The following is a 22201-nucleotide window of genomic DNA, read 5'->3' on the forward strand; positions in this document are numbered from 1 at the left end:
AAAAGCGCCCGCAGGCGCTTTTTTTGTCAGAACAGCTCGTGGGTTTCACCGCCGCCGTCAGTCAGGGTGGTGCCCACCTCATGGACCGCCTGCTGCGTGGGCTGGGTACCCTCAATAAAGTATTCCGCCCGGCTGTTGCCACCGTTCGCCAGCTGACCGGTGCTGCGATCGATATTCACCGTGACGATTCCCGGCGGCGGCGTTAATGGCTCTTCCGGAACGCCTTCCAGCACGCTCTTCATAAAGCTGTCCCAGGCCGGCTGGGCGCTTTTGGCGCCGCCTTCGTAGCCGGAGATCTGATCTTTAATCGCCCCCGATGCGGTGGTCCGGCCAAGATCGCGACGATGATCGTCAAAGCCGATCCAAACCGAGGTCACCACGCCCGGTCCGTAGCCTGAGAACCAGGCGTCCTTCGAGCTGTTGGTGGTCCCGGTTTTGCCGCCGATGTCATGCCGCTGCAGGTCACGTCCGGCGCGCCAGCCGGTTCCCATCCAGCCCGGTTCGCCAAAGATGTTGCTGTTCAGCGCGCTCTTGATCAGGAAGGCCAGCGGGGTGTTGATCACATGCGGCGCGTATTCCTGGGCGCCGCTCTGCGCCACCAGTGACTGATTGGCCTGCTCCAGCTGCGGCTGCGGCGGCACGGTGCCATTCTGCGGTTCCGTCGAGGTGGCGACATCTTCCACATCTTTGTTTTCCAGCACGTTGGATTTTGGCGTATCGCCGTAAATCACCGGTAAATCACACTGCGGGCAGGCGATTTTCGGACGCTCTTCGAAGAGGACCCCGCCCTGATCGTTCTCAATCTTACTGATAAAGAACGGGTTCACCAGGAAGCCGCCGTTGGCCATCACCGAATAACCGCGGGCGACCTGCAGAGGCGTAAAGGAGGCGGAGCCCAGCGCCAGTGATTCGGTGTGGACAATGTTTTGCGCCGGGAAGCCAAAGCGCTGCAAATACTCGGCGGCATAGTCAACGCCCATGGCGCGCATGGCGCGCACCATGACCACGTTTTTCGACTGCCCCAGGCCCTGGCGTAAACGAATCGGACCGGCATACTGCGGCGGCGAGTTTTTCGGCCGCCAGTCGGAACCGGCTCCGGCGTCCCAGCGCGAGATTGGCACATCGTTGAGCATGCTTGCCAGAGTTAAGCCTTTATCCATCGCAGCCGTGTAGAGGAATGGCTTGATGTTGGAGCCGACCTGGCGCAGCGCCTGAGTGGCGCGGTTGAACTTGCTCTGGTTAAAGTCAAACCCACCGACAAGGGCGATAATCGCGCCGTTTTGCGGGTTAATGGAGACCAATGCCGAGTTGACGTCCGGGACCTGCGACAGCCACCAGCTGTCTCCCACTTTGCGAACCCAGATCTGCTGCCCGGCCTGCACGACGTCGTTGACTTTACGCGGGGTTGCCCCCTGCTGCGTATCGGAGATAAAGCGGCGAGCCCAGCGCACGCCGTCCATCGTCAGCGAAACGGAGTCGCCGTTAGCCAACAGCGCGACAGCCTCCTGGGCATTCGCGGAGGTGACCACCGCAGGAGAAAGCGGGCCAAAGCCAGGCTGGCGCTTCAGGGCGTCAACGATCTTTTTCGCCTCCCACGGCGTTTCGCCGACCTTCCACAGCACGCTGGCCGGGCCGCGGTAGCCGTGACGCATATCGTAATCCAGCACGTTATTGCGGACCGCCTGCTGGGCCGCCTGCTGGTTTTTGCGGGTAATCGTGGTGTACACCCGGTAGCCATCTTCGTAGGCCTGCTCGCCGTAGCGATTCACCATCTCCTGGCGCACCATTTCGCTCAGATAGGGCGCGGAGAAGGCGATTTTCGGCGCGTGGTAGCTGGCGTCGATGGGTTCGCTGCGCGCCTCATCGTATTGCGCCTGGGTGATGTACCCCTCGCTCAGCATACGCGACAGCACCACGTTGCGCCGGGCTGTGGCGCGATCCATCGAATAGAGCGGGTTAAAAGTGGACGGGGCTTTCGGCAGACCGGCAATCACCGCCATTTCGCTGAGGGTCAGCTGGTCGATAGGTTTGCCAAAATAGACCTGCGCCGCGGCGCCGACGCCATAGGCGCGGTAGCCGAGGTAAATCTTGTTCAGGTACAGCTCAAGGATTTCATCTTTGTTCAGCAGCTGCTCGATGCGGATAGCCAGAAAGGCCTCTTTAATCTTACGCATCAACGTCTTCTCGGGGCTGAGGAAGAAGTTACGCGCTAACTGCTGGGTGATGGTGCTGGCGCCCTGCGAGGCGTGGCCTGAAAACATCGCCACGCTGGCTGCGCGGAAAATACCCACCGGATCGACGCCGTGATGCTCATAGAAACGACTGTCTTCGGTAGCGATAAACGCTTTCACCAGCTCGGGGGGAATTTGCTGCAACGTGACAGGGATACGGCGCTTTTCGCCGTACTGCGCAATAAGCTCACCGTCGGCGCTATAGACCTGCATCGGGATCTGCAAACGCACATCCTTCAGGGTTGCGACGTCGGGGAGTTGCGGCTCTATGTATTTGTAGAGGCCAAAAATCGAGCCTGCTCCCAGCAGTACGCAACAGACTGCAAGGATCAATAGATACTTTACGAACTTCACCGGTGTTTTCCCATTTAGTTTTATTTGGGCAGTTTATAAACAAACGCGCGGTAGTATAAAGGCAAGCCAGGTGCATTGATATAGCCGGACAGTTTTGCCGGATAAGGAGATCGTAAGCATGGCTTTCAGAAACTGGCGGATCGGAATGCATATCCAACAAGATAGCATTGCCATTGTCGCGCTACTGTTTGAGCGCTCACACTGGGCGCTGCGCCGCTGGTGGCGCATTCCGTTGCCGCCAGGCCTGGTGCGGCAGGGGATGGTGGCGGACGTCAGCGCCCTCGGCTCACGGCTGGCCGCCTGGCGGCGGGAGCTACCGGTACAGCATCAGATCAATATCGCCTTCCCCGCAGCTCGCACGCTGCAAAAACGCGTGCCTTATCCCCAGTTCGCCCTGCGAGAGCGGGAACAGGCGACGTGGATAGCCAGCGCCATGACCCAGCAGCTGGCGATGCCCGCCTCCTCTCTCTGTATTGATTATGCGCCCACCTCGCGAAATGACGGCTGGCAGGTTACGGCGGCGCAGCGGCTGGATATCAATGTTCTGCGGGAGCTGGCAGGGCGGCTGCGCCTGCGGGTAGCTGCCATCGTACCGGATGCCAGTGCGCTCGGCGCTTTTTTCCCCTGGGTGACGGCAGCAGAGCAAGGCCTGGCGTGGCGGGATGAAAAGCACTGGCTATGGGCGACCCATGAGGCCTGGGGCTGTGACGCCTGCGATGCGATAGGGTCCTTGAGCCAGCTGGCGGGGCAGCTTCAGGTTCCTCTGCGCTTGTGCGCTGACGCGGGCGACGAGGCCAGTCGTTTTGATGTCTGGCAGGTGGTTCACCGCCGGCAGCCTCCGCTGCCAGCCGACGGCGATCGCTACGCCATTGCCCTTGGGCTGGCGCTGGGGGGCGGGCGCCATGACGCATGTCGTTAATCTTCTCCCCTGGCGTGACCTGCGTCGCCGCCAGCGCCTGCGCTACACCCTGTTGTTAGCCATCGGTATCGTGCTGCTGGCGGGGATGACCCTGCTGGTGGGGCGAACGGCTGGTCTACAGCGCGACGCCCTGGCGAGGCTCCACGCGACGGCCGACGCAGCGCTGCTCGCCTCGCTCAAACAACGTGAACAGGCGATGCGCGAAGCGTGGCAGCAGCATCAACGCCAGCGCGAGCAGCACCAGCGCAGATCGACGATCGCCGCCTGGCAACCCCGACTAATGGCGCTCGCGGCGGACCTGCCTGCTCAGGCATGGCTGACGCGGCTGGAGTACCAGGGGGCGCGCCTGACGCTGGATGGCCTGGCCCTCAACCTGCAGGCGCTGGCTGGAGTGGAGGCTTCTCTGGCCAGCGTCACGGGATTCGCGCCGGCTAAAGCCGGCGGAACGCAGCGCGACGCCGAGGGGCGCTGGCGGTTCAGTTTCACCCTGTCGGGAGCGCGCGCCGATGAGGATTAATACCCTGCGCACCCGGGCGGGGCTGCTGATCCTGCTCGCGATGGGGCTGACGGGGGGCGGCGTGGCGCTCTGGCGCGATGCCCAGCCGCCGCTGGCGGCGCTGTCCCGCGATGGCGCTCTGCAAACGCAGTGGCGGCGGATCATGGCGCTGCGCATCCCTGACGGTGAAAGAGCCGGGGAGCGCATCGACAAGCAGCCGTTCTCGCCCATAGCCATTCCGCTCGCCGGGGCGAAGCTAATCGCCTGGCATCCGCAGGGGAGCGGCGGCGAGATGGAGCTGGCTCTCTCCTGGCCGACGGTACCCGCTCTGTTTTCATGGCTGGCGCGCAGCGGGATGAACCCGCGTTCGTTCTCTCTGGAGCGCGAGGGGCAGGCGCTGCGCATGCGGCTGCAGCTGGAGGCGGAAGATGGTCGGTAAATGCTGGGTTTTGCTGTGGTTGCCGCTGTCGCTGCTGGCGGTCGAGCGCGATCCTTTTCAGCCGGTTGAGGATCCCTGCCGCGCGGCGCAGCTGTCGCAATGGCGTTATGGCGGCGCGGCCGGCGATGGTGCAGGCTGGATGGGTTTTTTGCAGGACGGAAGCGGCACGTGGCGACGGGTGCGCCTGGATGACCAATTGCCCACGGGCTGGCGGGTGAACCGGCTGACGGACAGTGAACTGGACATCGTCACGCCTCCGGGATGTGAACCGCCAGCGTGGCGCTGGCAACGTAAAGGAAAACAAGATGATGCGATGGATAAGCCTGCTTTTGCTGCTACCGCTGGCGGTGGTCGCCGCGCGAAATGATAAGCCGGTTTCGCTGGTCGTTGACGACGCGCCAGTGGCCCAGGTGCTGCAAGCCCTGGCCGAAATGAACCAGAAGAATCTCGTTGTCGCACCGGACGTCAGCGGCACGCTCTCCCTGCGCCTGCAGAAGGTTCCCTGGACCCAGGCGCTGCGGGCAGTGGCGGATAGCGCAGGCCTCTCTTTGCAACAGCAGGGAACGGTCATCTACGCACATACGCAGGCCTGGCAAAAGGCCAACCTGGCGCAGCGCGAAGCGGAACAGGCGAAACGTCTGCAGAACCTGCCGCTGCGGGCGGAGAGCGTGACCCTGCACTATGCCGATGCCGAGGAGCTGGCTAAAAGCGGCGGTAAGTTGCTTAGCGCCCGGGGAAACCTGATGGCGGACAAGCGGACCAATCGGCTGCTGATCCGCGATGATGCCCGCCATCTGCCGGCGCTGAAGGCCTGGGCGCAGGAGATGGATCTGCCGGTCGGACAGGTGGAGCTGGCCGCCCATATCGTGTCAATGAGCGAAACCAGCCTGCGTGAACTGGGGGTGAAATGGCGGCTGGCGGAGGCTGAAAGCACGCCAGGATCCGGGCGCATTACCACCCTAAGCAGCGATCTGTCAGTTAACGACGCCAGCACCCGCGCAGGCTTTAACATCGGCAAAATTAACGGGCGCTTGCTTGAGCTGGAGCTTTCCGCGCTGGAGCGCAAGCAGCAGGTCGAGATTATCGCCAGTCCTCGTTTGCTCGCCTCTCATATGCAGCCCGCCAGCATCAAGCAGGGGAGCGAGATCCCCTATCAGGTCGCCAGCGGTGAAAGCGGCGCCACGTCGGTGGAGTTTAAAGAGGCGGTGCTGGGCATGGAGGTGACGCCGACGGTGCTGCAGCAGGGGAGAGTGCGGTTGAAGCTGCGAATAAGCGAGAACACGCCAGGCCAGGTGCTGAAGCAGGATAACGGCGAGGCGCTGGCCATTGATAAACAGGAGATCGAGACCCTGGTGGAAGTCCGCAGCGGCGAGACCCTGGCGTTGGGCGGCATCTTTTCGCAGAAAAACAAAACCGCCCGCGACAGCGTCCCGCTGCTTGGCGATATCCCGGTGCTGGGGCGTCTGTTTCGCCGCGACGGGAAAGATAATGAACGCCGTGAACTGGTTGTCTTTATTACGCCACGGATTCTGGCAGTACGTTAAGCAGGTTTTTCATGCTAAACACGTTTCAGGTGTTTGACGTGAGGACGGATTTAGCATACAAGGGGTACCGATTTGAGAGTCGGGTACGACATCAATCCTCCCTTTATTGTCCGGCGATTTTATTCAGTTGCCAAACCAGCCGGAGTATTGAGATAATTTTTAGTCTGACTCTCGCTCTATTGCATATGAGGTTTCAGTTCATGCCCTGCGGCGCTGGGTGTCTGCGAAGCGGGTTTATCATTAACGAATAGTCTTAGTAGTACCGAAAAAATGGCAGAGAAACGCAATATCTTTCTGGTTGGGCCCATGGGTGCCGGCAAAAGCACTATTGGGCGCCAGTTAGCCCAACAGCTCAACATGGAATTTTACGATTCCGATCAAGAGATTGAGAAACGCACTGGCGCTGATGTGGGCTGGGTCTTCGATGTTGAAGGCGAAGAAGGCTTCCGCGACCGTGAAGAAAAAATTATCAATGAGTTGACGGAAAAACAGGGAATTGTGCTGGCGACTGGCGGCGGCTCTGTAAAATCCCGTGAAACGCGTAACCGTCTCTCCGCCCGCGGCGTGGTGGTCTACCTGGAAACAACGATCGAGAAGCAGTTGGCCCGTACGCAGCGCGATAAAAAGCGTCCTTTGCTACAAGTCGATGCGCCGCCTCGTGAAGTACTGGAAGCGCTGGCTGACGAGCGTAACCCGCTGTATGAAGAGATCGCCGATGTGACTATCCGCACAGACGATCAGAGTGCGAAAGTCGTCGCGAACCAGATTATTCATATGCTGGAAAGCAACTGATTCTGGCTTAATAAAAGTGCGTCAGAGTAAAAGTCACTGAGGTGGATGTCGCGTTATGGAGAGGCTTACTGTTACCCTCGGGGAACGTAGTTACCCGATTACCATCGCGGCTGGTTTGTTCAACGATCCAGCTTCCTTCCTGCCACTTAAGTCGGGCGACCAGGCTATGCTGGTCACCAACGAAACGCTGGCGCCGCTTTATCTGGATACCGTCCGCTCTGCGCTTGAGCAGGCAGGGGTCAACGTTGACAGCGTAGTCCTGCCCGACGGCGAGCAGTATAAAAGCCTGGCGGTGATGGATACCGTATTTACCGCGCTGTTGCAAAAACCCCATGGCCGCGACACCACGCTGGTGGCGCTCGGCGGCGGTGTTATCGGTGATTTAACCGGTTTCGCCGCGGCAAGCTATCAGCGCGGCGTGCGTTTTATCCAGGTCCCTACCACCCTGCTGTCGCAGGTCGACTCGTCGGTCGGCGGCAAAACCGCAGTGAACCACCCTCTCGGCAAAAACATGATTGGCGCCTTCTGGCAGCCGGTTTCCGTGGTGGTTGATCTTAACTGTCTGAAGACGCTGCCGAAGCGCGAACTCGCTTCCGGACTGGCTGAGGTCATTAAGTATGGGGTGATCCTCGACGGCGCCTTCTTCAGCTGGCTGGAAAACAACATTGATGCCTTGCTGGCGTTGGATGAAAAGGCCATGGCGTACTGCATTCGCCGTTGCTGTGAGCTGAAAGCGGAAGTTGTGGCTGCCGACGAGCGTGAAACCGGGTTACGTGCTTTACTCAATCTTGGACATACCTTCGGCCATGCTATCGAAGCGGAAATGGGCTACGGTAACTGGCTGCACGGCGAAGCGGTGGCGGCAGGTATGGTGATGGCGGCGCATACGTCCGAACGGCTGGGGCAGTTCCGCGCGCAGGATACTCAGCGCCTTATCGATCTGCTCAAGCGTGCAGGCTTACCGGTACGCGGCCCGCAGGAAATGCGTGCGCAGGCGTATTTGCCCCATATGATGCGCGATAAGAAAGTACTGGCTGGCGAAATGCGGCTGGTGCTCCCGCTCGCAATAGGAAGCAGCGAGCTGCGCGGCGGAGTGCCGCACGATGTGGTTCTTGGCGCGATTGCTGACACTCAGCAGGCGCAACAATAAGAAGGTCTGGCCGCGTTCGCGCGGCGTTATCATTTCGGGTGATGTGCAATAATCGTGAGCATAAGCCTTTTAGTGGGGTGTTAAATGGATGATTTCAAACCAGAAGACGATATGAAAGCCGATCGCAACGATCGTCGTGCTGGTCGTTCCCGTCAGTCTTCCGAGCGTGATGCCGATCCGCAGATCAATTTTGACGATGTCGATCTTGATGCCGATGAAGGCCGTCCGACGCGCGCCGGCAAGGCCCGTCGTGAGCGTGAAGAGGAAGAATTCGAAGAAGAACTGGATGCGGAAGATGAGGAGATGCTCGAAGAGCAGCCTGTAGAGCGTCGTCCGCGTAAGCGTAAAAAAGCGCCGGCGAAACCCGCTTCCCGCCAGTACATCATGATGGGCGTGGGCATTCTGGTACTGTTGCTGTTAATCGTGGGTATCGGTTCCGCGCTGAAATCGCCATCTTCTTCCAGCCAGCAGACCGCTTCCGGCGAGAAGAGCATTAATCTGTCTGACGACCAGTCCACCAGCACGCCAGCTGCCGGCCAGGATCAGACTGCCGCCAATACCACCACACAGCAGGACGTCACGGTACCGCCTATTGCCGCGAACCCGACCCAGGGCCAGGCCGCGGCAGAGCCGCAGGGCCAGCAGCGCGTTGAAGTTCAGGGCGATCTGAATAATGCGTTGACCCAGCAGCAGGGCCAGCTGGACGGCGCCGTAGCTAACTCGACGCTGCCAACTGAACCGGCAACCGTCGCGCCGATCCGTAATGGCGCCAGTGGCACCGCGGCGCCGCGCCAGACGACCGAACGTCAGACGGCGGCAACGCCGCGTCCTGCTGAGCGTAAGCACACCGTCATCGAAGCGAAGCCGCAGCCGAAACCACAGGCGGTGGCAAAAGCGCCGGTAGAAACGAAGTCGGTTCAGCCGAAGCATGTTGAAAGCGCGGCGACCACTGCCCCGGCGAAAACGACCGTCGCGGAAAGCAAACCGGTAGCCACCGCGCAGAGTAAACCTGCAGCACCAGCAACCACGACCACTGCTGCGCCAGCCGCAACGGCGGCCGCGGCAGCGCCGGCGGCGAAGAGCGGTAAAACGGCAGGCGACGTCAGCTCGATGAAATCTGCGCCGTCGGGTAACTATACCCTGCAGCTCAGCAGCTCCTCTAACTATGAAAACCTGAACAACTGGGCGAAGAAAGAGAAGCTGGACAGATATGTTGTCTATGAAACATCGCGTAACGGCCAACCGTGGTACGTGCTGGTGAGCGGTATCTATTCATCGAAAGATGAAGCGAAACGCGCGGTCACCTCGCTGCCGCCGGACGTGCAGGCGAAAAATCCATGGGCAAAACCACTGCATCAGGTTCAGGCTGATCTGAAATAATGCCGTGGGGTAGTCTTAAGCGCAGGATGCTGTCGGAGCTTTCTCCACAGCCGGAGAACGTGTAATTAGTTAGGCAGCATGAAAAAGAATCGCGCTTTTCTAAAGTGGGCAGGGGGGAAGTACCCCCTGCTTGACGATATTAAAAAGCATTTGCCGGAAGGTGAGTGCTTAATCGAGCCCTTTGTGGGCGCCGGGTCGGTATTTCTCAATACCGACTTTTCTCGTTATATCCTCGCGGATATCAACAGTGATTTAATCGGCCTGTACAACATCGTCAAATTGCGCACCGACGAGTACGTCGCTGCCGCCCGCGAGATGTTTACCCCGGAAAATAACGTCGCTGAGCGCTACTACCAGTACCGTGATGAGTTCAATCAGAGCCAGGACCCGCTGCGTCGCGCGGTGCTGTTCCTGTATCTGAACCGTCACGGTTACAACGGCCTGTGTCGCTACAATTTGCGCGGCGAGTTCAATGTGCCGTTTGGCCGCTATAAGAAGCCCTATTTCCCCGAGGCTGAGCTCTATCATTTTGCCGACAAGGCGCAAAACGCTGAGTTTTACTGCGAATCTTATGAAGAGTGCATGCAGCGTGCGGATAGCCGCACGGTGGTGTATTGCGATCCGCCCTATGCGCCGTTGACGGCGACGGCGAACTTTACCGCCTACCACACCAACAGCTTCAACCTGGAGCAACAGGTGCTGCTGGCGCAAAAGGCGGAGTCGCTGATGAAGAAACGGATCCCGGTGCTGATTTCCAACCACCGCACGCCGTTGACGCAGGAGTGGTATAAAAACGCGGCAGAAACGCATATTGTGAAGGTTCGGCGCAGCATCAGCAGCAACGGTGGTACGCGTAAAAAGGTGGACGAGCTCTTAGCGCTCTACCGTCCGCCTAAGACCAAATAAATTTCAAGGAGATGCGGATGAAGCAGTATTTGATTGCCCCTTCGATTCTGTCGGCTGATTTTGCCCGTCTGGGTGAGGATACCGCGAAGGCGCTGGCGGCGGGTGCGGATGTCGTGCACTTCGACGTCATGGACAACCACTACGTGCCGAACCTGACGATTGGCCCGATGGTGCTGAAGTCGCTGCGTAACTACGGTATTACCGCGCCGATCGACGTCCACCTGATGGTGAAGCCGGTCGACCGCATCATTCCTGATTTTGCCGAAGCTGGCGCCAGCATCATCACCTTCCACCCGGAAGCCTCCGAACACGTCGACCGCAGCCTGCAGCTTATCAAAGAGCACGGCTGTAAAGCGGGCCTGGTGTTTAACCCCGCGACGCCGCTGAGCTATCTCGATTATGTGATGGATAAACTGGACGTGATCCTGCTGATGTCGGTTAACCCGGGCTTTGGCGGCCAGTCCTTTATTCCCCAGACGCTGGATAAACTACGTGAAGTGCGCCAGCGCATCGATGCGTCCGGCTACGACATCCGTCTGGAAGTGGATGGCGGGGTGAAAGCGAGCAATATCGGCGAAATCGCCGCGGCGGGCGCGGATATGTTCGTTGCCGGTTCGGCGATCTTCGGCCAGCCGGACTACAAGAAAGTGATTGATCAAATGCGTAGTGAATTAGCGAAGGTGAGTCATGGATAAATTACAGGCGATCCGCGGCATCGCGTTTGATCTCGACGGCACGCTGGTGGACAGCGCGCCGGGTCTGACCGCCGCCGTTGATAACGCCCTCTACGCCCTGGAACTGCCGGTGGCGGGAGAAGAGCGCGTCGTAACCTGGATCGGCAACGGCGCCGATGTCCTGATGGAGCGGGCGCTGAGCTGGGCTCGCCACGAGCGTGCCACGTTACGTGCGGCGATGGGCAAGCCTTCCGTCGACGATCATGATATTCCGCAAGACGAACAGCTGCGCATTTTGCGTAAACTGTTTGACCGCTATTACGCCGAAGCGGCGGAAGAGGGCAGTTTCCTGTTTCCGGCAGTGGCCGATACGCTCGGCGCGCTGCAGGGCAAAGGTCTGCCGCTGGCGCTGGTGACCAATAAGCCGACGCCGTTCGTCGCCCCGCTGCTGGACGCGCTCGATATTGCGAAATATTTTACCGTGGTGATCGGCGGCGATGACGTCCAGAACAAAAAGCCGCATCCGGAACCGCTGCTGCTGGTAGCGCAAAAGCTCGGCCTGACGCCGGAGGCGCTGCTGTTCGTCGGCGATTCACGTAATGATATTCAGGCGGCCAAAGCGGCTGGCTGCTGCTCGGTTGGCCTGACCTACGGTTATAACTATGGCGAACCGCTTGCGCTGAGCGAGCCGGACTATCTCTTCGACCAGTTTAATGAACTCTTACCCGCTCTCGGGTTACCGCACAGTGAAACTCAGGAATTGAAACATGACTAAGCCCATCGTTTTTAGTGGCGCACAGCCCTCAGGTGAACTGACCATTGGCAACTACATGGGTGCGCTGCGTCAGTGGGTAAACATGCAGGACGATTACCACTGCATCTATTGCATCGTGGACCAGCACGCCATCACCGTGCGCCAGGATCCGCAGCAGCTGCGTAAGGCGACGCTGGACACCCTGGCGCTGTATCTGGCCTGCGGCATCGACCCGCAGAAAAGTACTATCTTTGTTCAGTCGCACGTGCCGGAACACGCCCAGTTAGGCTGGGCGCTGAACTGCTACACCTATTTCGGCGAACTGAGCCGCATGACCCAGTTTAAAGACAAGTCCGCGCGCTACGCGGAGAACATCAACGCCGGTCTGTTTGATTATCCGGTACTGATGGCCGCTGACATCCTGCTGTACCAGACCAACCAGGTTCCGGTGGGCGAAGATCAGAAACAGCACCTTGAACTGAGTCGCGATATCGCCCAGCGTTTTAACGCCATCTACGGCGATATTTTTAAAGTGCCTGAGCCGTTTATCCCTAAATCCGGCGCGCGCGTGATGTCGCTGCTGGAGCCGACGAAAAAGATGTCCAAGTCCGACGACAACCGCAACAACGTCATCGGCCTGCTGGAAGACCCGAAATCGGTGGTCAAGAAGATCAAACGTGCGGTCACCGACTCCGACGAGCCGCCGGTGGTGCGCTACGACCTGAAAGAGAAAGCGGGCGTCTCCAACCTGCTGGATATCCTCTCCGCGGTCACCGGGAAAACCATTCCTGAGCTGGAGCAGCACTTCGAAGGCAAAATGTATGGCCACCTGAAAGGCGAAGTCGCCGAAGCGGTATCGGGCATGCTGATTGACCTGCAGGAGCGCTATCACCGTTTCCGTAACGACGAAGCGTTTCTCAATCAGGTGATGAAAGACGGTGCAGAAAAGGCCAGCGCGCGGGCTTCTCAAACCCTGAGAGCGGTATACGAAGCGATTGGCTTTGTCGCCAAGCCGTAAGCGACGCAACAGCTAAACAGGGCGGGATTATCCCGCCCTTTTTTATGCCTGTCGTTCACGCCGCGAGGCGAAGGTTAGTGGTTTGAGAACCAGTTAAGTTTATCCCGCAGGCCGACCACGCGGCCGACAATGATCAGCGCCGGGCTGGCCATCTGCTGCGCCAGAATATCCAGCTGTCCTAAGGTGCCGCTGACCACTTTTTGCGTCACGGCGGTGCCGTTCTCGACGATGGCGGCAGGCATATCTTCCGCCATGCCGTGGGCGATAAGCTTCTCGCGGATCGCCGGCGCCTGGTTCAGACCCATGTAGAACACCAGGGTCTGCTTCTCCACCGCCAGGTTCGCCCAGTCCAGCTCGCCGCCGGTTTTCAGATGGCCGGTGACCAGGCGCACGCCCTGGGCGAAATCGCGATGGGTCAACGGGATCCCCGAGTAGGCGGAGCAGCCGGAGGCGGCGGTGATGCCTGGCACAACCGAGAAGGGGATGCCCGCCTCGCAGAGGGTCTCCAGCTCCTCTCCGCCGCGGCCAAAGATAAAGGGATCGCCGCCTTTCAGCCGGACCACGCGTCTTCCTTTTTGCGCTTCGCGCAGCAGGATCTGGTTGATCTCCTCCTGAGGCACGCAGTGATAGCCTGAGCGCTTGCCAACGAACACCCGGTCGGCATCGCGGCGCACCAGATTCATGATGTCGTCGGAGACCAGTCGGTCATAGACCACCACGTCGGCCTGCTGGATCTGCTGCAGGCCTTTGAGCGTGAGCAGCCCGGCGTCACCGGGGCCGGCGCCAACCAGGACGACCTCGCCGCGATGCTCTAACGGCTCGGTCAGCAGTTGCTCGGTGGTATCCGCCACCGCCTGCCGATCGTCATTGGCCAGCGACTGCGCCAGGCGGTCGTTAACGAACAGCTTCTCCCAGAACCGTCGGCGTTCGCCTACGGTGGCAAACTGCTGCTTGACGCGAGCGCGCAGATGGCCGGCGTAGCGGGCCAGCTGACCAAGATGCAGGGGTAAGATTGACTCCAGCTTCTCGCGCAGCAGGCGCGCCAGCACCGGTGATGTCCCGCCCGAGGAGACGGCGACCATCAGCGGCGAGCGGTCGATGATCGACGGCATGATAAAGCTGGCCTGGCGCGGGGCATCCACCACGTTACAGAAAATACGCCGCGCTTCGGCCGCGTCGCTGACCTGCTGGTTCACCGTTTCATTATCGGTAGCGGCGATGGCCAGCCAGCAGTTGTCCAGCAGCGAGGGGATAAACTCCCCCTGCACCAGGGTCAGCATCTGTGAATCGGCCCACACCTGAAACTGAGGGGTAAAGTCGAGCGCATTGACCGTGACGTTTGCGCCAGCATCCAACAGCAGACGGGCCTTGCGTTCGGCGACATCCCCGCCGCCAACCAGTAAACAATCCCGCTGGCGTAACTGGCAGAATATGGGTAAGTGATCCACAGAATAACCTCATAAAAATAAGGGGTAGAAAGTGAGTGGTCGTAGAATAGCAGCAAAGGTAATACAAAACATGCGACATATCCCGCACTCATGCGCTGTCGGTCAGAAGTGTTACTTATATCTCCCCCCGTGACCGGGGGGAGGAAGCGGGACTCACGCTTTAAGCTGAACGTGGCCGTCTTTTACCCGGGCGTCGAAACGGGCGATAGAGTGGCTGGCATCTTCCATACACAGGCCATCGCTCAGGCGAAAGCGCTGCTTTTTCAGCGGGCTGGCAACCCACAGGGCGCCGTCATGCTCGGCGATAATTCCGCGAGACAGTACGCTGGCGTTAAAGAACGGATCAATGTTGCTGATGGCGAACACCCTGTCGTCATGGTACGGACGGAAGATCGCCACCTGCTGCTGACCGAGCAGGGCGCAGACGCCGGTGGCGGGCAGGATGTCGTCAATTTTGCAGATGTTTACCCACTGGCTCATGCTTTTTCCTCCACCAGAGTAACCGGGATACGCTCATACGGCGTGGCCGGGCGATGCTGGTCACGTTCCGGCACCACCTGAACGTTCGGGTCGCGCTGGTCGCTGTTGATAAAGTGTTTGAAGCGAGTCTGCGCCGCCGGGTTATTGACGGTCTCGGTCCACTCGCAGGCGAAGGCGGCGCGCAGGCGAGCCAGCTCCTCTTCCAGATGGTCGTTCAGACCGAGCTTGTCATCGATGATCACGCTGCGCAGATAGTCGATCCCGCCTTCCATGTTGTCCAGCCACGGCGCGGTGCGGGTCAGCTTATCGGCGGTGCGGATGTAGAACATCATAAAGCGGTCGAGATACGTAATCAGCGTCTCGCGATCGAGGTCCGCGGCCAGCAGATCGGCGTGGCGCGGCTTCATCCCCCCGTTACCGCATACGTACAGGTTCCAGCCTTTCTCGGTGGCGATGATCCCGACGTCTTTGCCCTGGGCTTCCGCGCATTCGCGGGTACAGCCGGAGACGCCGAACTTCATTTTGTGCGGGGTGCGGATGCCTTTGTAGCGGTTTTCCAGTTCGACGCCGAAGCCGACGCTGTCGCCGACCCCGTAGCGGCACCAGGTGCTGCCGACGCAGGTTTTCGCCATCCGCAGCGCTTTGGCGTAGGCGTGGCCGGTTTCGAAGCCCGCTTCAATCAGCTGCCGCCAGATCTCCGGCAGGTCGTCTTTCTGCGCGCCAAACAGGCCGATGCGCTGGGAGCCGGTGATTTTGGTGTACAGATTGAATTCACGAGCGATACGGCCCACGGCGACCAGCCCTTCCGGGGTGATTTCGCCGCCCGCGGAGCGCGGAATGACCGAGTAGGTGCCATCTTTCTGGATGTTGGCGAGGAAGTTGTCGTTGGTGTCCTGCAGCGGCGTGTGCTGAGGCTTGAGGATGTACTCATTCCAGCAGGAGGCCAGCAGGGAGCCGACGGTTGGTTTACAAACTTCACAGCCGTAGCCCTGGCCGTGTTTGGCCAGCAGTTCGTCGAAGGTTTTGATGCCTTCCACGCGGATCAGGTGGAACAGCTCCTGGCGGGAGTAAGCGAAGTGTTCGCACAGGTTGTTGTTGACCTCGATGCCCTGTTTCGCCAGCTCGGCGTTGAGCACCTGGGTGACCAGCGGGATACAGCCGCCGCAGCCGGTACCGGCCTTGGTTTCCGCTTTCAGCGCCGCGACGGTATGGCAGCCTTTGTTAATGGCGGCGATCAGGTCGCCTTTGCTGACGTCAAAGCAGGAGCAGATTTGCGCGCTGTCCGGCAGTTTATCGACGCCGATCGACGGTTTGCCGCTGCCGGCGTGGGCCGGGAGGATCAGCGAATCCGGATTCTCCGGCAGCTCAATGGCGTTGAGCACCAGCTGCAGCAGGTTGCCGTAGTCGCTGGTGTCGCCGACCAGCACCGCGCCGAGCAGGGTTTTGTTGTCGGCGCTGACGATCAGACGCTTATAGACTTCTTTGCTTTCGTCAAGATAGACGTAGCTGCGGGCGCCCGGCGTGCGGCCGTGGGCATCGCCGATGCCGCCCACGTCCACGCCCAGCAGCTTCAGCTTGGCGCTGAGGTCGGCGCCGGTGAAGCTGTTTTCACTGCCGAGGAGGTGATCGACGGCCACCTGGGCCATTTTATAACCCGGCGCGACGAGGCCATACACGCGGTTGTTCCAGCTGGCGCATTCGCCGATGGCATAGATATCCGGGTCGGAGGTCTGGCAGCTATCGTTGACCATGATGCCGCCGCGCTGGGCAACCGCCAGCCCGCACTGGGTGGCCAGTTTATCGCGCGGGCGGATCCCGGTAGAGAAGACGATGAAATCGACCTGCAGCTCGCTACCGTCGGCGAAGCGCATGGTTTTGCGCGCCTCGATGCCCTGCTGAACGATCTCTTTGGTGTTTTTACTGGTGTGAACTTTCACGCCCATGCTTTCAATTTTGCGCCGCAGCTGCTCGCCGCCCATCTGGTCGAGCTGCTCGGCCATCAGCATCGGCGCGAACTCGATAACATGGGTTTCCACGCCGAGGTTTTTCAGCGCGCCTGCGGCTTCGAGGCCGAGCAGACCGCCGCCGACCACCGCGCCGCGTTTACTGCGACGGGCGCAGGATTCAATGGCGTTGAGATCTTCAATGGTGCGATAGACGAAGCAATCCTGGGTTTCCGCGCCTTTAATCGGCGGGATCCAGGGGTATGAGCCGGTCGCCATGATCAGCTTGTCGTAGAACACCGTGCGCCCGGCGCTGGAGTGGATCACCTTCTCCTGGCGGTTGATGGTGATGGCCCTTTCGCCGACCAGCACCTTGACGCCGTGTTTCTCATAGAAACCTTCGCGGACCAGCGACAGCTCTTCTGCGGTATGGTGGGAGAAATAAGACGACAGGTGGACACGGTCGTAGGCGATACGCGGCTCTTCACAGAACACGGTAATGTCGAATTGTCCGGCAGGCGCCTTATCAAGAAGCTCTTCGATAAAGCGATGGCCAACCATGCCGTTACCGATAATAGCGATTCTGACTTTGCTCATTTTTGCCTCGATTTCTTTTCTATTACCGCCTACCTTAACGATTCAGCCATCAGGCTTATTGATGCAAATCAATGACAACTTCACCTACCACTTAATGGGTATATAATTGATTTGTCTGTATTTTTCTAAGTTGTGGAAAACGCTGGCTTTTCCTTTTTGCTGATTTTGTGTACAAGAATTGGGTGGGTCGCGATTGGGGTTGAGTAGAAAACAAGCCGTATTGAATGGAGAGGTTGATATGACAGCAGCGCCGCTTTGGTTGATTCAGAACGTACGCCTGGCAGACCGCGACGGCCTGTGGCAGATAGCGATAGATAAGGGGCGCTTTGGCGAGATCACGCCGATGGGGGAGGCGCGGGACGAAAGCTACGAAGTGTTGAACGCTCGCGGCGGGCTGGCGATCCCGCCTTTTATTGAGCCGCATATCCATCTGGATACCACCCAGACGGCCGGCGAGCCAAACTGGAACCAGTCCGGCACTCTGTTTGAGGGGATTGAGCGCTGGGCGGAGCGGAAAGTGCTGCTCAGCCATGAAGACGTTAAAGCCCGGGCGTGGAAAACCCTCAAGTGGCAGATCGCCAATGGCGTGCAGTTTGTCCGTACCCATGTCGATGTCTCCGATCCGACGTTGACGGCGCTGAAGGCGATGCTGGAGGTCAAACAGGAGGTGGCGCCATGGGTCGAGCTGCAGATTGTCGCTTTTCCGCAGGAGGGGATCCTCTCTTACCCCAACGGCGAGGCGCTGCTGGAAGAGGCCCTGAAGCTGGGGGCGGATGTCGTCGGGGCGATCCCGCACTTTGAGTTCACCCGTGAATATGGGGTGGAATCGCTGCATATCGCTTTCCGACTGGCGCGGAAATATGACCGCCCGCTGGATATTCACTGCGATGAAATTGACGACGAACAGTCGCGCTTTGTGGAAACCGTTGCCGCGCTGGCGTTAAAAGCGGGAATAGGGCCGCGGGTGACGGCCAGCCATACCACCGCCATGCACTCCTATAATGGCGCTTATACCTCGCGCTTGTTCCGCCTGCTTAAGCTCTCCGGCATCAATTTTGTCGCCAATCCGCTGGTCAATATTCATCTGCAGGGCCGGTTTGACGACTACCCGAAGCGACGTGGCATTACCCGGGTGAAGGAGCTGATGGCGGCGGGGATCAACGTTTGCTTTGGTCATGATGATGTCTTTGACCCGTGGTACCCGCTGGGGACCGGTAATATGCTGCAGGTCCTGCATATGGGGCTCCACGTTTGCCAGCTGATGGGCTACCAGCAAATTAACGACGGCCTGCAGCTTGTCACCGACAACAGCGCCCGCACGTTTGGCCTGACGGATTACGGCATCGTCAGCGGCAATCCGGCTAACCTGATCATTCTGCCGGCGGAGAATGGCTTTGAGGCGGTACGCTGCCAGGTGCCGGTGCGCTGGTCAATTCGCGAGGGAAGGGTGATTGCGACCACCCAACTGGCGCAAACCTGGATCCAGACCGACCGCGGTGGCGAGGAGCTTTCTTTTATGAGAAACAGCCCCCTTGCGGACGCAAAGGGGCCGAAGGCTTAGTGAGACGCCGCCTGAGCGTTGTTCTGGCGGTGACGGGAGACGAAGCCGAGGATAAAGCACATCACGAACACCACGGCGTAGAGGCCGTTAGCGGTGTGCAGCGCGGCCAGCGGACCGCTGGCCGCCACAATCGGGCCGGTGACCACGAAAGTCAGCATGGTGCCGATGGTGCCGCAGGTGAGGATAAAGTTCACCAGCTTTGGTGAAGCGACTTTAGTTTGCTGCGAACCGAGCGTAATGATCGAGGTGTAGATGGCGCTGGAGAAGAAGCCCAGGGTCAGAATAAACCACGGCATATGCTCCGGCGAACCATTGATAAACAGGTACATCAGCACCGTCGCGAGGCCGGCGAGGACGGTTAAGATGCGCTGCAGGTCGAAGAAGCGCAGGATAAAGCTGAATGACCACATGCCGATCATGTAGGACATCCAGAAATCGCTCACCAGCTTACCGGCATCGCCGAGGCTCATGCCAAGGCTCTTGGCATATTCCGGTACCCAGGAGATAAAGCCCAGCTGACCGAGGATATAGCACAGCGCCGCGACGGAGAGGAACAGCACGCCGATGCCCCACTTCTCTTTCACCACCGGCTGGCTGTTTTCGCTCTGCGCTTTTTTGCCGAGTACCGGGAAGTCACAGCCGAATGTCAGGACGAAAATAGCGACATACACCAGACCGATACAGGCGTAGACCCAGTACCACTCGATGCTGCGCGCCAGCAGGACCGCGGCGACCATCGGGAAAATCATTCCCGCCATGCTAAAAAAGGAGTCGGTAAACAGCAGACGTGCCCCGCGCTGACGGCCTTCATACATATGGGTGATCAGGAAGGTCCCGATCGACATGGTGATCCCGCTCACCAGGCCGAGAACGAACATTGATGCGGAGAACAGCGCCAGGCTGTGGCTGAGCATCAGGCCGGCCACCGCCAGCACCATCAAAATAAAGCCAAAACGCAGCTGAGTTTTCAGCGGCACGATCTCCATCAGCCAGGCATTGAGGAAGATGGAGATCAGAATACCGGCGTTCAGAAAGGTAAAGGTGTTGCTCATACTGGAAACGGGCAGATGGAAATAATCCGCAATGTTACCCATCACCATCCCGGTGACGATCACCAACGCGCCGGTCAGGGCGTAGGAGAAGAAGCTGATCCATGTGAGCTTAATACGGTTGCTGTTAGTCATGACTGGCCTGTGAATAGAAAGGTAAAGCGCGTTGACGCCGCGCCGGGCGGACAGATTTTAGTCGTTCAGGTGATGTAATTAAATGTTTATTGTGAAATACGTTATCTTTTGCATGTTTTAATGTGACTTTAATCACGTTTTTTCGACGACAGAGAGAACGTTTGCGCGGTTACAATTATTACAGCTAAGTAAAATTTGGTAAAAGGCTGGCCCAGGATGCAAAGGCTCTTTAGAATCAAGGCACTCGCTTTTATTCTGCTCCGTTAAGGATTTTCCATGCTCAAATCAACACTGGCGGCGATGGCTGCCGTTTTCGCCATTTCAGCGTTCTCCCCGGCCATGGCGGCAAAGGGCGATCCGCATGTGCTGCTGACCACCTCGGCAGGTAACATTGAGCTTGAGTTAAACAGCCAGAAAGCCCCGATTTCCGTGGATAACTTCCTGAAGTACGTTAACAGCGGCTTCTACAACAACACTACCTTCCATCGCGTGATCCCGGGATTCATGGTGCAGGGCGGCGGCTTCAACGAGCAGATGCAGCAGAAACAGCCTAACCCGCCGATCAAAAATGAAGCAGACAACGGCCTGCGCAACACCCGCGGCACCATCGCCATGGCGCGTACCGCCGATCAGGATAGCGCCACCAGCCAGTTCTTCATCAACGTGGCGGATAACGCCTTCCTCGACCATGGCCAGCGCGACTTTGGCTATGCGGTGTTTGGCAAGGTAGTGAAAGGCATGGACGTTGCGGATAAGATCTCCCAGGTTCAGACCCATAACGTCGGCCCATACCAGAATGTGCCGACTAAACCGGTTGTTATCCTCTCTGCGAAAGTGCTGCCCTAATCTTCCCACGGCGCGGTAGTCTATCGCCGCGCCGGTTGCCTCCCGGCATAACCTGTAATTGCTGCTTATACTTGTGGCACACAGGGGACGATAAGGGGGCGACGATGCGTCCACTCACCGATAAGCAAAAATCCCGACTCTGGGAACAGACACGTAATAGCAATTTTCAGGCCAGCCGTCGCCTCGAAGGCGTATCGGTGCCACTGGTTACGCTGACTGCCGAGGAGGCGCAGGCGCGCCTCGCGACGCTGCGGAGGGAGTATGAGCGATAAATTTGGCGATGAACGCGATCCTTACCTCTATCCGGCCCTGAACGTCCTGCGCAACCGCCTCGGCATCCGCCAGGCCAACACTCTGCAGCAGGCTGCCCTGGAGATGACATCGCTGCGGGCGGCTACCCTGCCGCTGGGTCCGCGGGTGCGCGGCTTACCCTATCTGTGCGCTATTCATCATCAGCTGTATCAGGATCTGTTTGACTGGGCGGGTAGGCTGCGTGAAGTGAACCTCTACCTGGGCGATACGCCGTTCTGTCACTTTGCCCGCATCGAAGAGGAAGGGAACGCCCTGATGCAGGCCCTGGAGCAGGAGGATTATCTCTGCGGCCTGCCGCGGGATACCTTTATCGAACGCCTGAGCTGGTTCTATGGTGAAATTAATGTGCTGCACCCTTTTCGTCTCGGCAATGGCCTGACCCAGCGCATTTTCTTTGAACAGCTGGCGATACATGCCGGCTACCTTCTTGACTGGCGTGACGTCGATCCTGCCGCCTGGAGCACCGCCTGCCAGCAGGGCGCGATGGGCGATCCGGACCCGCTGGCGGCGATCTTTCGCAAAGTGGTAAGCGAAGCGCGGGAATCTGAGTAGAATAGCCCGGTTTGATTGTTCCGGAGCCGCTATGATCCTGCTTATCGATAACTATGACTCTTTCACCTGGAATCTGTATCAGTACTTTTGCGAACTGGGGGCGGAAGTGCTGGTCAAGCGCAACGATGCGTTGACGCTGGAGGAGATAGCGTCGCTGGCGCCGGAGAAGATGGTGATTTCGCCCGGTCCCTGTACGCCGGGTGAAGCGGGGATTTCCCTCTCAGTAATCCGTCACTATGCAGGGAAAACGCCGCTGCTGGGCGTCTGCCTCGGGCATCAGGCGATAGCCCAGGCGTTTGGCGCGACCATTGTGCGGGCGGCGCAGGTGATGCATGGAAAAACTTCGCTTATCGAGCATAACGGCGAAGGGGTGTTTCAGGAGCTGAATAATCCTCTGACGGTGACCCGCTATCATTCGCTGGTGATTGACCCGCCGACGCTGCCGCCTGAGTTTATCGTCACCGCCCGCAGCGCCAGCGGTGAGATTATGGGGATCCGTCATCGCAACTGGGATCTCGAGGGCGTGCAGTTCCATCCGGAAAGCATCCTTAGCGAACAGGGCCATCAATTGCTGGCGAACTTTATTAAGCGGTGATTTCGGTTGCCATTGACTGACTTTCT

At 59.0% G+C, this 22201-nt stretch carries 22 protein-coding genes; 17 read left to right on the forward strand and 5 right to left on the reverse strand.

The window, feature by feature from the left end:
- Window positions 1-26: 26 nt before the first annotated feature.
- Complete coding sequence (gene mrcA, locus ABLV76_RS04160; RefSeq protein ID WP_023319249.1) at window positions 27-2585, reverse strand: peptidoglycan glycosyltransferase/peptidoglycan DD-transpeptidase MrcA; 2559 nt, start codon at window positions 2583-2585, stop codon at window positions 27-29.
- 118 nt (window positions 2586-2703) lie between these two features.
- Between mrcA and ABLV76_RS04165 the strand changes: the two genes are divergently transcribed.
- The 12 genes from ABLV76_RS04165 (at window position 2704) to trpS (ending at window position 12657) form a co-directional block, all read left to right on the forward strand.
- On the forward strand, window positions 2704-3504 hold the full coding sequence (locus ABLV76_RS04165) for a hypothetical protein (RefSeq protein ID WP_004202166.1): 801 nt from the start codon (window positions 2704-2706) through the stop codon (window positions 3502-3504).
- The gene (locus tag ABLV76_RS04170) at window positions 3488-4021 is read left to right on the forward strand and encodes a PilN domain-containing protein (RefSeq protein WP_048295662.1); all 534 of its coding nucleotides are present in this window, start codon (window positions 3488-3490) and stop codon (window positions 4019-4021) included. The genes ABLV76_RS04165 and ABLV76_RS04170 overlap by 17 nt, the downstream gene beginning before the upstream one ends.
- Window positions 4011-4439 (forward strand): hypothetical protein, encoded by a 429-nt coding sequence (locus tag ABLV76_RS04175; RefSeq protein ID WP_043522605.1) that lies wholly within the window; start codon window positions 4011-4013, stop codon window positions 4437-4439. Before ABLV76_RS04170 ends, ABLV76_RS04175 begins: the two co-directional genes overlap by 11 nt.
- On the forward strand, window positions 4429-4806 hold the full coding sequence (locus ABLV76_RS04180) for a HofP DNA utilization family protein (RefSeq protein ID WP_049093776.1): 378 nt from the start codon (window positions 4429-4431) through the stop codon (window positions 4804-4806). The genes ABLV76_RS04175 and ABLV76_RS04180 overlap by 11 nt, the downstream gene beginning before the upstream one ends.
- Window positions 4745-5983 carry a DNA uptake porin HofQ gene (gene hofQ / locus ABLV76_RS04185; RefSeq protein WP_348878194.1) on the forward strand — a complete coding sequence of 413 codons (1239 nt, stop codon included), beginning with the start codon at window positions 4745-4747 and terminating at the stop codon, window positions 5981-5983. Before ABLV76_RS04180 ends, hofQ begins: the two co-directional genes overlap by 62 nt.
- 270 nt (window positions 5984-6253) lie before the next feature.
- Window positions 6254-6775: a shikimate kinase AroK gene (gene aroK, locus ABLV76_RS04190; RefSeq protein WP_002920267.1), complete on the forward strand. Its 522-nt coding sequence runs from the start codon at window positions 6254-6256 to the stop codon at window positions 6773-6775.
- A gap of 55 nt (window positions 6776-6830) precedes the next feature.
- Complete coding sequence (gene aroB, locus ABLV76_RS04195) at window positions 6831-7925, forward strand: 3-dehydroquinate synthase (protein WP_004202175.1); 1095 nt, start codon at window positions 6831-6833, stop codon at window positions 7923-7925.
- An 84-nt stretch (window positions 7926-8009) separates the two neighbouring features.
- Window positions 8010-9305, forward strand: a complete 1296-nt coding sequence (gene damX / locus ABLV76_RS04200) for a cell division protein DamX (RefSeq protein WP_060656631.1) — start codon at window positions 8010-8012, stop codon at window positions 9303-9305.
- A gap of 78 nt (window positions 9306-9383) precedes the next feature.
- Complete coding sequence (gene dam, locus ABLV76_RS04205) at window positions 9384-10211, forward strand: adenine-specific DNA-methyltransferase (protein WP_004202178.1); 828 nt, start codon at window positions 9384-9386, stop codon at window positions 10209-10211.
- A 17-nt stretch (window positions 10212-10228) separates the two neighbouring features.
- Window positions 10229-10906 carry a ribulose-phosphate 3-epimerase gene (gene rpe / locus ABLV76_RS04210; protein WP_004202179.1) on the forward strand — a complete coding sequence of 226 codons (678 nt, stop codon included), beginning with the start codon at window positions 10229-10231 and terminating at the stop codon, window positions 10904-10906.
- Window positions 10899-11660, forward strand: a complete 762-nt coding sequence (gene gph, locus ABLV76_RS04215) for a phosphoglycolate phosphatase (protein ID WP_135683816.1) — start codon at window positions 10899-10901, stop codon at window positions 11658-11660. The genes rpe and gph overlap by 8 nt, the downstream gene beginning before the upstream one ends.
- Complete coding sequence (trpS, locus tag ABLV76_RS04220) at window positions 11653-12657, forward strand: tryptophan--tRNA ligase (protein ID WP_017899952.1); 1005 nt, start codon at window positions 11653-11655, stop codon at window positions 12655-12657. The genes gph and trpS overlap by 8 nt, the downstream gene beginning before the upstream one ends.
- A 74-nt stretch (window positions 12658-12731) precedes the next feature.
- Here the strand turns inward: trpS and cysG are convergent, their stop codons facing one another.
- The 3 genes from cysG to nirB form a co-directional block, all read right to left on the reverse strand.
- Complete coding sequence (gene cysG / locus ABLV76_RS04225; RefSeq protein WP_004202185.1) at window positions 12732-14105, reverse strand: siroheme synthase CysG; 1374 nt, start codon at window positions 14103-14105, stop codon at window positions 12732-12734.
- A gap of 153 nt (window positions 14106-14258) precedes the next feature.
- Window positions 14259-14585: a nitrite reductase small subunit NirD gene (nirD, locus tag ABLV76_RS04230; protein ID WP_004202186.1), complete on the reverse strand. Its 327-nt coding sequence runs from the start codon at window positions 14583-14585 to the stop codon at window positions 14259-14261.
- Window positions 14582-17125: a nitrite reductase large subunit NirB gene (nirB, locus tag ABLV76_RS04235; protein WP_017899950.1), complete on the reverse strand. Its 2544-nt coding sequence runs from the start codon at window positions 17123-17125 to the stop codon at window positions 14582-14584. The genes nirD and nirB overlap by 4 nt, the downstream gene beginning before the upstream one ends.
- 238 nt (window positions 17126-17363) lie before the next feature.
- On the opposite strand from nirB, the gene ABLV76_RS04240 reads away from it, so the two are divergent.
- The gene (locus ABLV76_RS04240) at window positions 17364-18686 is read left to right on the forward strand and encodes a cytosine deaminase (RefSeq protein ID WP_064178586.1); all 1323 of its coding nucleotides are present in this window, start codon (window positions 17364-17366) and stop codon (window positions 18684-18686) included.
- Here the strand turns inward: ABLV76_RS04240 and tsgA are convergent.
- Window positions 18683-19870 carry an MFS transporter TsgA gene (tsgA, locus tag ABLV76_RS04245; RefSeq protein ID WP_004202192.1) on the reverse strand — a complete coding sequence of 396 codons (1188 nt, stop codon included), beginning with the start codon at window positions 19868-19870 and terminating at the stop codon, window positions 18683-18685. The genes ABLV76_RS04240 and tsgA overlap by 4 nt on opposite strands.
- 276 nt (window positions 19871-20146) lie before the next feature.
- On the opposite strand from tsgA, the gene ppiA reads away from it, so the two are divergent.
- The 4 genes from ppiA (at window position 20147) to pabA (ending at window position 22175) form a co-directional block, all read left to right on the forward strand.
- Entirely contained in the window at window positions 20147-20716 is a 570-nt protein-coding gene (gene ppiA, locus ABLV76_RS04250) for a peptidylprolyl isomerase A (RefSeq protein WP_002920238.1), read from the forward strand.
- Between the two features lie 104 nt (window positions 20717-20820).
- Complete coding sequence (locus tag ABLV76_RS04255; protein ID WP_004202194.1) at window positions 20821-20988, forward strand: YhfG family protein; 168 nt, start codon at window positions 20821-20823, stop codon at window positions 20986-20988.
- Window positions 20978-21580 (forward strand): putative adenosine monophosphate-protein transferase Fic, encoded by a 603-nt coding sequence (locus ABLV76_RS04260; protein WP_049116368.1) that lies wholly within the window; start codon window positions 20978-20980, stop codon window positions 21578-21580. The genes ABLV76_RS04255 and ABLV76_RS04260 overlap by 11 nt, the downstream gene beginning before the upstream one ends.
- A gap of 31 nt (window positions 21581-21611) precedes the next feature.
- A complete protein-coding gene (pabA, locus tag ABLV76_RS04265) occupies window positions 21612-22175 on the forward strand; it encodes an aminodeoxychorismate synthase component 2 (protein ID WP_341807163.1) in 564 nt (187 codons plus the stop codon).
- Window positions 22176-22201: the final 26 nt, after the last annotated feature.

The organism is Klebsiella sp. GB_Kp047, from assembly GCF_040065235.1.
Taxonomy (GTDB): domain Bacteria; phylum Pseudomonadota; class Gammaproteobacteria; order Enterobacterales; family Enterobacteriaceae; genus Klebsiella; species Klebsiella quasipneumoniae.